This window comes from Pseudovibrio sp. POLY-S9, assembly GCF_001431305.1.
GTDB lineage: Bacteria > Pseudomonadota > Alphaproteobacteria > Rhizobiales > Stappiaceae > Pseudovibrio.
In genome coordinates, this window is sequence record NZ_LCWX01000216.1 from 1 (window position 1) to 6,893 (window position 6,893).

4 protein-coding genes are annotated in these 6,893 nt (G+C 51.6%); 3 read left to right on the forward strand and 1 reads right to left on the reverse strand.

The window, feature by feature from the left end; translation table 11 throughout:
- The first annotated feature begins 414 nt into the window (after positions 1–414).
- Together PPL9_RS21930 and PPL9_RS21940 are read left to right on the forward strand one after the other, a co-directional pair.
- A complete protein-coding gene (locus tag PPL9_RS21930; RefSeq protein ID WP_057464733.1) occupies positions 415–1,392 on the forward strand; it encodes an aldo/keto reductase in 978 nt (325 codons plus the stop codon).
- A 1,133-nt stretch (positions 1,393–2,525) separates the two neighbouring features.
- Complete coding sequence (locus tag PPL9_RS21940; protein WP_057464735.1) at positions 2,526–4,136, forward strand: BCCT family transporter; 1,611 nt, start codon at positions 2,526–2,528, stop codon at positions 4,134–4,136.
- A gap of 98 nt (positions 4,137–4,234) precedes the next feature.
- On the opposite strand, the gene PPL9_RS21945 is transcribed toward PPL9_RS21940, so the two are convergent.
- On the reverse strand, positions 4,235–5,350 hold the full coding sequence (locus tag PPL9_RS21945; protein ID WP_057464736.1) for an extracellular solute-binding protein: 1,116 nt from the start codon (positions 5,348–5,350) through the stop codon (positions 4,235–4,237).
- A 261-nt stretch (positions 5,351–5,611) separates the two neighbouring features.
- Here PPL9_RS21945 and PPL9_RS21950 point away from each other — a divergent pair.
- On the forward strand, positions 5,612–6,893 hold a 1,282-nt coding region (locus tag PPL9_RS21950), incomplete at its 3' end, for a CBS domain-containing protein (protein WP_082597036.1).

Consider the following 6,893-nt stretch of genomic DNA (forward strand, 5'->3'; position numbering starts at 1 on the left):
TAATGAATGAGGGTGTATGGTGGTCGTGGCACAGGCTGCAGCGCCTGAACTCGCCGAGATGACCGCTATGCGATGAGAGACGCCCAATGGAAAGCCCCGCCATTGCGTTCGTTGCGTGATTTTGCGTGAAACAGCCTTTTTATGCGCTCAAATGTTCAAGACGACAAGGAAACAGCACGTTTGGGAAGATAGAGGACTAAGAACGGCATCATCAACGCCTCCTGCTCCAGCCAACTGAGAAACAGGGCTTATCCTCCTTCTATCAAATCTTATAAGCGCAAACCAAAAAACTATCCCCGCAAAGGAGCGGTTTTTGATCATCAGCTTCAGGTCTGGAAAGGCGGTTATGGCGCATTGCGCAGTTTATTTTTGTGTGCTCCCCTTCCCCTGGGAGTTTTAATAGCGGAAATAACAATGATTTTCAGAGCTTTGAAAGATATGAATGCGTCAGTGTTGGGGTTCGGCTGCTGGGCTGTGGGCGGCACCTGGAATGACACAGAGGATCAAACCTCTATCCAAACCATGCGAACAGCCGTTGAGCTGGGCATCAATTTCTTTGATGTCGCACCGGTTTACGGGCTAGGGCATGCGGAAACGCTTTTGGGTGAGGCCCTCAAGACCTTTGAGCGTGACCAGCTGTATATTGCCACCAAGTGCGGGCTGGTTTGGAACAACCCAGAAAGAGCTGTCAAAAACAATCTGACCAAAGCTTCTATCATAGAAGAGGTGGATCAATCACTCGAGCGTTTGCAGACAGAGTATATTGACGTGCTGCAATGCCATTGGCCTGATCCCCAAACACCTGTTGAAGAGACCGCCGAAGGTTTACGCGCTGTTGTGGAGAGTGGGAAGGTTCGACATCTTGGCGTCTCCAACTTCTCATTGAAGATGACTAAAGAGCTGATGCAACATTGTGAGCTGGCCACTTATCAGGGGCTTTATAACCTTCTGGAGCCGAATGCCACGCATTATCATAATATACCGCTGAGCTACCGTAGTCGTGATGAGATCATTCCGCTTTGCGAGGAGCATGACCTCAAGTACTTGCCTTATAGCCCATTAATGCAGGGATTGCTGGCAGGAACCTTCAAAGCAAGCGGTAACTTTGACCAAAATGATGATCGCGCCAATAACCCGAAACTGAATTCTCCGCTACTGGAGAAGTATCTCGGCTGTGCTGACGAGTTGAAAGCTTACGCTGAAAAAGCCGGTATGCCTCTGGCCCATCTGGCTATGGGGTGGTTGATGGCGCAGGATGCGGTCGGGCCCATTATTACCGGAGCCTATCAGGAATGGCAGGTGAAAGAGAACATTGCGGTCACAACACGCTCTTACGATGCGGATCTTTTGAAAGGTGCTGAAGACATCGTTGCTAAATGGGCGCTATCTTAACTTATTGAGATCGAGCCAAAAAAACCCAGTTTTGAGGAACTGGGTTTTCACTTCACAATCCAGAGCAATGTGACTTTATATATAGGCTTTGCCCTCATAGTTTGGTCGACACCATTTAGAAGCAGCTTATCCCTCTGATCGTCGCTTCCAAGATCAGCATTGGGTTTATGTTCGAACGCAAACCCGATCTCCTTTTCTTTCATCAGTAGAACAAAGAACCGCTGTTTGACTGTGGAGCTCCAGAGCGTGCACAAATCTGTTTCAAAGTCTGAACGAACATCTGAGTCAGGCATGAAACTGGGTTCTAACCACAGTTCACCTTTGCAAGTCATCGATGGCATCTTCACGCTCTCGCCTCAAACATCATCGCCACTTTACACCTCGATTGCACCTCTCGCCGTAAGGCCGAATGCAACATGCTCCAAAGTGTAACGGATCCAACTTCCCACAGAGCCGAAACTGAGCTGCTCTTACTTTGAATGGTATTTTCTGTGCTGCGTTCGAACCTCACCTCACCCACTAAACCCACTAAGGTTTGCTATGAGAAAGCCATCAATAAGAGAGCAGCCTTACTCACGTGCCTCATTAGAACTGAAATATCTTCATCTTTGCACAGTCAATACAGCATGGAAGGGATTGGTATTCTCTGAAATTGGCGTGTTCGAGCAGTATGAGGCCCGAAAATAGAATATGAGGATCACTAGCTTAGAGATGTGAGACAGGTTTTTAGGTCTCTTTGATGTTGCTTTTGCAGGATCAGGCAAATCGGCGAAAGCTATCCCCAAGACTAAGTATTTTTACTCTTGTGTGTAATGCATTTAAATTTGTAGGTTTCGCGCACACCAAGTGGTGCCTAACCAATCACTGTCAGCGACGGCTTCTTGCTAAGCCAGATCACTTTCGCTGTATGGCATCGCTATCCATCTGTGCCTCCGCCATGGAGGCAACCGCGTTGCCAGCTTCCGCCCTTTGTGCGTGGAACCCATTTCTGGCAGTGATCGTATAGGCTCGCCCATGAGCTTTCGCGGCAGATGGCTAACAAGCGGATCATGGCTCTTGGTTGAGCTGCTAAATCCACGTGACGTGCGCACTCGGGCTGCATGCGTGGATATCTGCCAATAAACAGGACCAGTATGACTGATCAAACCTGCGCAGATCTTATTCCGGCCCCCGAAGGGCCGTCCAATCTTATTGATACTGATTATGAAGTAGGACAAGACAATATTACACCGCGAATCGCTGGTGTTGCGTTTGACGTCCACAATATCGTTTTCACTATTTCCAGTATTGCGATTGCAATTTTTGTTGCGATTACTCTGCTCTATAAAGACGCTATTGGTCCGGTCTTTGGTGATCTACGTGTTTGGCTCACTTCTAGTTTTGACTGGTTTTTCCTAATTGCCGGCAATATCTTTGTGTTGCTTTGCCTCTTCCTTATTGTGTCTCCACTGGGAAAGGTTCGCATCGGCGGCAGAGATGCAAAACCAGATTACAGCTACAGCGAATGGTTCTCCATGTTGTTTGCTGCGGGCATGGGCATCGGCCTTGTCTTTTACGGCGTGGCTGAGCCACTTGGCCATTTCTCTTCCATCACTTCTGGCAGCAGCTGGGCCCCATTGGGCGGTGAAGCGCTGAGCGGTGCGGAAGCAGAGCGCCTTGCCATGGCCTCCACCATCTTCCATTGGGCCCTGCACCCATGGGCAACTTATGCTGTGATTGCTCTTGGTCTGGCTCTGTTTTCCTATAACAAAGGCCTGCCGCTGACCGTCCGCTCTATCTTTTATCCAATTCTGGGTGAGCGTGTTTGGGGTTGGCCGGGTCACGTGATTGATATTCTGGCTGTGTTTGCCACCATGTTTGGTCTGGCAACCTCTCTGGGTATTGGTGCAGAACAAGCCAATGCTGGTTTGAACCATTTGTTTGGTCTTGAAATCACGACAACAACCAAGGTCATTTTGATCATCGCAATCTCTGCTATTGCACTTTGTTCCGTTGTTATGGGGCTGGATAAAGGCATCAAGCACCTTTCCACCTTCAACGTAATCACCGCTGCTTTGCTGCTTGGTTTTGTTCTGTTGGCTGGTCCAACATTGGACATCCTGCAGAAGCTGTTCTGGAATCTGGAAGCTTATCTGGAATATCTGCCAGCACTTTCCAACCCAGTTGGCCGCGTTGACGATAACTTCCGTCAGGGCTGGACAACTTTCTACTGGGCTTGGTGGTTCTCCTGGGCACCGTTTGTGGGCATGTTTATCGCTCGCATCAGCCGTGGCCGCTCCGTTCGCGAGTTCATGATTTGCGTGCTGGTTATTCCAAGTGTTGTTACCACCCTCTGGATGACAGCCTTTGGTGGCACAGCGATTGAGCTGGAAGCAACTTCTACCCTTGGCAAAATTGCAGGTGCGGCGACTGAGATTCAGCTGTTCGAGATGCTGAGCAACCTGCCACTTGCAGAAATCACATCTGTACTGGGTGTTGTTCTGATCATCACATTCTTTGTGACGTCTTCAGACTCCGGCTCTTTGGTGATCGATACCATTACAGCTGGTGGTAAGGTGAACGCACCGGTTCAGCAGCGCATCTTCTGGGCGTCTTTGGTTGGCCTTGTTGCGATTGCATTGCTGCTTGGCGGTGGTCTTTCCAGCCTTCAGGCGATGACGGTTTCAACCGGCTTCCCGTTTGCAATTATCTTGCTTGGCGCATGTTTTGCAATCGTCAAAGGTTTGCGTAGCGAGCCTAGATAAGCAAACTTCATACTAAATTCAAAAAGCGGCGGGATCATTTCCGCCGCTTTTTTGTTTGAAATGCTTGCATGTGGGATCGTCGTTTGATCCGCTCTATTTTAGTGAATGGTTGCTGCCAGCTTCTTGGCATCTGCGCGCATGTTGGCCGGAAGCGGGATGTAGCCGGATGAAATTGCGGCTCCCCTTGCCTGTCCGCTCAAAACAAATTCAGCAAACTGGCGCACCGCAGTGCCGGTTTTCACATCAGGGTAGACGTCTTCCGTCACCAGCCAAAAGAATGAAATGATGGGGTAAGCGCTGGGAGCTTCAGGGTTGTGAATCTCATCAATGGAGAGCGGGTCACCACTTCTGCTGATCTCCTCAATGGCTGCTTCTCCGGCATTGAGTGAGGGTGCTACGAAGTTGCCCTTTTGGTTTTCGACCAAAGCCATCGGGATTCCCAGTGTGCTGCCAAAGGCTGAGGGGGCATAACCGATTGAGCCATTGTTCTCGGTGATCTTGGTGACGACCTCAGAAGAACTGGGCACAAGGACAGCGTCTTTCGGGAAGGTTTCCAGTGGCCAAATGCTGGCAGATTTGCCAGACCATGCATTTTCGGCGGTGTACAAGTGCTTGGAGAGGGCAAGGTTTGCGCCGCTGGCATCACTGCGGCCAACAATGGTGATTTTCAGCTTTGGCAAGCGCAGGTCCGGGTTCACCATGCGGATTTCACGGTGGTTCCAGTATTGGATGGAGCCATCAAAAATACCAGAGAGTGCGTTGCGCGTGAGCTTCAAATGGCCAACACCTTCAATATTGTAAAGAATGCCGAGCATGCCTGCGGTGATGGGGATCTCCAGCAGTTTGTCCTCTATGGCGACAGGCTCATCGGCGGCATCAATATCAAGGTCTTGTTCAAGGATCGCTTCCAGCGGAGCGCTGGAGACAGCAAAATCGACCTTGCCAGCCTGCAGTGCCAGCACCCCAGCTCCACTGCCAATCGGGTCGTATCGCACTTCGATCTCGGGGTTTGATGTTTTGAAGAGACGCAAAGTCTCATTGAACAGGACATCGGGATACATGGAGCCCGCTCCGCTCAGTTCCTCGTAGGGTTCTGCCTGAGCGTAGCTGTCCTGAGCCATTGAGGAGTTAATCAGAAAACCGGTTGCCAAAAGCGAAAGGAACGAAGCAGCTACAATCTGAACGCACAGTTTTGGAGAGATCCGGTTGAGCATGGCACATCTTTCTCGGAGATTTTCCAATATGTAGACGCTGGTGTGCGTCATTTTATGCTGTTGGGCGCTGATATAACCGCCCGCGCAAGGCCCCTCATAACTTAGATTTCATAAAGGCTTTCTCATTGTGGGCTGCGGTATTCTTTGAAAACTTTAGCTATAGAAACACAGCATTGGTTTTGCTTGGTCTTAGGGAGAGATTTACTTCGCTGAGGCATGGTCTGCACAGACAAATATCGTACCCAAACAAAGGTGCGGAGGATGGCAAAGAACAAGAAGCCACTTCAGTGGAGCAGCAAGACAGACACCACCGCGCATGAGCACAACAAACAGGTGCTGAAGACGGTGCGCCATTTGCTGCGTGCGCACGAGACCAGCTGGCTGGTGAAGCGGCTGAAGAAGTGGCCACCGACGGACCTGCTGCAGTTGCTGACTACCCTGCCCCTACCGGATGCTCGCAAACTGTTTGCGCTGTTGCCTATTCGGCCTTCCACCAAGATCCTCGCTGAGCTTTATCCGGATTTTCGCGCTGAACTGCTGAAAGACGGGACGACCACGCGGCTGGTGGAGATTCTCAATACGCTGAAGGAGAATGATCTGGCGGATACGCTGGATGAGTTTCCGCAGACCTTGCTCGACATCATCGTGCCGCAGCTGGATGCGCGGGCGGAGATTGAGGAGCGGATTTTGCATGGGGAGGATACGGCCGGGCGGTTGATGAGCCGGAAGTTTGTGGCGTTCAACGAGGATTACACGGCGGGGAAGGCGATTGCCGCGATCAAGAGCCAGTATGATCTGGTGGGGCGGTTTCGTACGGTGTTTGTGGTGGATGCCAAGCACCGGTTGGTGGGCCGGCTGGATGTGACGCGCTTGCTGACGCTGGAGCCCAAAGCACGCATTGGGGATGTGATGGATGCTAATGTGCTGGCGGTGTCTGCTGAGATGGATCAGGAGGATGTGCTGCGTAAGGCGGCGAAGCGGCAGATTTCCTCTATGCCGGTGATTGACGTTGACGGGAAGCTGATTGGGCGGATTACGACTGAGCAGATGAACCAGATTGTGCGTGAGGAGCTCTCGGAAGACCTGATGTTGATGGGTGGGGTTTCGCCGGAAGCGCGGCCTTCAGACTCCGTGCGCCGGATCATCAAAGGCCGGTTGCCCTGGTTGATGACGGGGTTGATTGGGTCTGCTGTTGCTGCGCTGGTGGTTGGGTCTTTTGAGGATGAGCTGGAGAAGGCGGCTATTTTGGCGGCGTTTATTCCGGTGATCATGTCGATGGCGGGCAATTCCGGGCTTCAGGCGTCTGCGGTTGCGGTGCAGGGCATTGCGACGGGGTCTATCTGGACGGGCAGTACGCTGTTTCGGCTTTGGAAGGAGTTTTGCGGGGCGCTGTCCAACGGGGTGATTGCGGGCAGTGTGCTGACTGTGCTCATCAGCATTGGGGCCGTGTTGTTTGAGATTCATGATCCCGTGTGGCTGGCGCTTACGGCTGCGTCCTCTCTGGTCATCGTCACCACGGTGGCGGCCATGGTGGGGGCGACGG

What these genes read in the sequence shown, in the direction of transcription:
- PPL9_RS21945 (WP_057464736.1), bottom strand. Translation starts at nt 5,350, where the DNA reads ATGCTCAACCGGATCTCTCCAAAACTGTGCGTTCAGATTGTAGCTGCT.
- PPL9_RS21930 (WP_057464733.1), top strand. Translation starts at nt 415, where the DNA reads ATGATTTTCAGAGCTTTGAAAGATATGAATGCGTCAGTGTTGGGGTTC.
- PPL9_RS21940 (WP_057464735.1), top strand. Translation starts at nt 2,526, where the DNA reads ATGACTGATCAAACCTGCGCAGATCTTATTCCGGCCCCCGAAGGGCCG.